This window comes from Gardnerella sp. 30-4 (assembly GCF_001641215.1).
Lineage (GTDB): Bacteria > Actinomycetota > Actinomycetes > Actinomycetales > Bifidobacteriaceae > Bifidobacterium > Bifidobacterium leopoldii.
In genome coordinates this window covers 1-1,694 of record NZ_LXJL01000151.1, presented here as the reverse complement: position 1 = coordinate 1,694, position 1,694 = coordinate 1, and the positions used below count along the sequence as shown (strand labels likewise).

1 protein-coding gene is annotated in these 1,694 nt (G+C 40.1%); it reads right to left on the bottom strand.

What is annotated here, in order from left to right:
* Positions 1-118: 118 nt before the first annotated feature.
* On the bottom strand, positions 119-1,408 hold the full coding sequence (locus tag A5294_RS06310) for a uracil-xanthine permease family protein (RefSeq protein WP_004119362.1): 1,290 nt from the start codon (positions 1,406-1,408) through the stop codon (positions 119-121).
* Between the last annotated feature and the right edge of the window lie 286 nt (positions 1,409-1,694).

Genomic DNA, 1,694 nt, shown 5'->3' with positions numbered 1-1,694 from the left:
ATATTAATTATTCCCACTCTACATATTATGTAATCAAAACTAATTACAAAAAGCGCGCCCGCAAATTAATGCAAGCGCGCTTAAAGCGATTAAATTAAATCAAATTGGAGCATTTAAGCTAGGCAACATCAGGATCATCTTTAGCGATCGTACCAGTAAGCTTTCCAATAGCCTTCAATAAGTGATATACAACCAACACCACAACGGTTCCGATTGCAATACCGTTGAACTGAATGCCAGAAATAGCAAACTGGAAGTTAGCAATACCAATAATCATAACGATTGCAGCAATCATAATATTCACTGGCTTATCGAAGTTCACTTTGTTTTCTACCCAGATTCTTACGCCAATCATGCCAATCATGCCGTAAAGCAAAGTGGTCACGCCACCGAGAACACCAGCTGGAATTGAGTTTACAACAGCACCAAACTTTGGGCAAAGGCTCAGGATGAATGCAAAAGCTGCAGCACACCAATAAGCTGCAGTAGAATAGACCTTTGTTGCGGCCATAACACCGATATTTTCGCCGTACGTAGTAGTACCACAGCCACCGAATAAACCAGCAATAGCTGTACCAAAACCATCTGCAAATAATGCAGTTCCAATCTTAGAGTCATAGTCGCGACCAGTCATTTGAGCTACAGACTTTACGTGACCAACATTTTCTGCGATAAGAACAAGTACTACCGGCAAGAACATAAGTAGAACAGAGAAATCAACTTGTGGAGTGTGGAATTTAGGAAAACCAATCCAAGAAGCTTCTTCAATCTTTTTAAAATCGACTTGACCTTGGAAGCATGCATAAGCGTAACCAACGAGAACACCTAAAAGAATATTTAAACGACCAAGAAGACCGCGAAATACTACAGCAATAAGCATTACAGCAACTAATGTCACAAGAGCCGTATCTGGAGCTTTCTGGAAATTAGTCCAAACTGCAGGTCCTAAATTAAAACCAATAATTGCAACGATTGCACCGTTTACAACAGGCGGCATAATAATGTCAATCCACTTAGCTCCTGCAAAATGTACAAGCACACCTATAAGAGCAAGAAGTAAACCTGTGCACATAATGCCAAAGCTTGCAACTGCAATACCTTTATGAGCTGTTGTTACAGCCATAACAGGTGCTATAAGACCAAAAGAGCTTCCCAGATAACTAGGAAGCTTATTTGCGTTAATAAGTAAGAACAGTGCTGTAGAAATAGCAGTGAACATCAATGTTGTTGATGGATCAAAGCCTGTAAGAATAGGCACCAAGAACGTAGCACCAAACATTGCAATAACATGCTGAGCACCAATTCCAGCAGTACGAGTCCAAGTCAAACGCTCGTCTGGCTCTACAACTTCACCAGGCTTTAACGTTTTGCCATTACCGTGAAGCTGCCACGTGAATAATGAATTCATTTCTTCTCCTTGCAAAAACAAGCTATGCAAAATGTTGTGTAAACAAGTGTCGCTAAAAAACAAGCACTCATTGAGCGCTGGGATGGCAGCTTCTGGGAGGTCCATTGCACCACCGACCCATATGCCAAAGGGACATTCTAATGTTGCAAAACGAAAGTGTCGAGCATAAGAAAAAAATTACAGTTTTGTTTTTTATTTTTGTTGGAATATCAAGCAAAGTCGGCGTGTTGAAAAGAATGCAATGAACACCAACTAAAGTTGATACTTACTAACTTATGTTTATAAA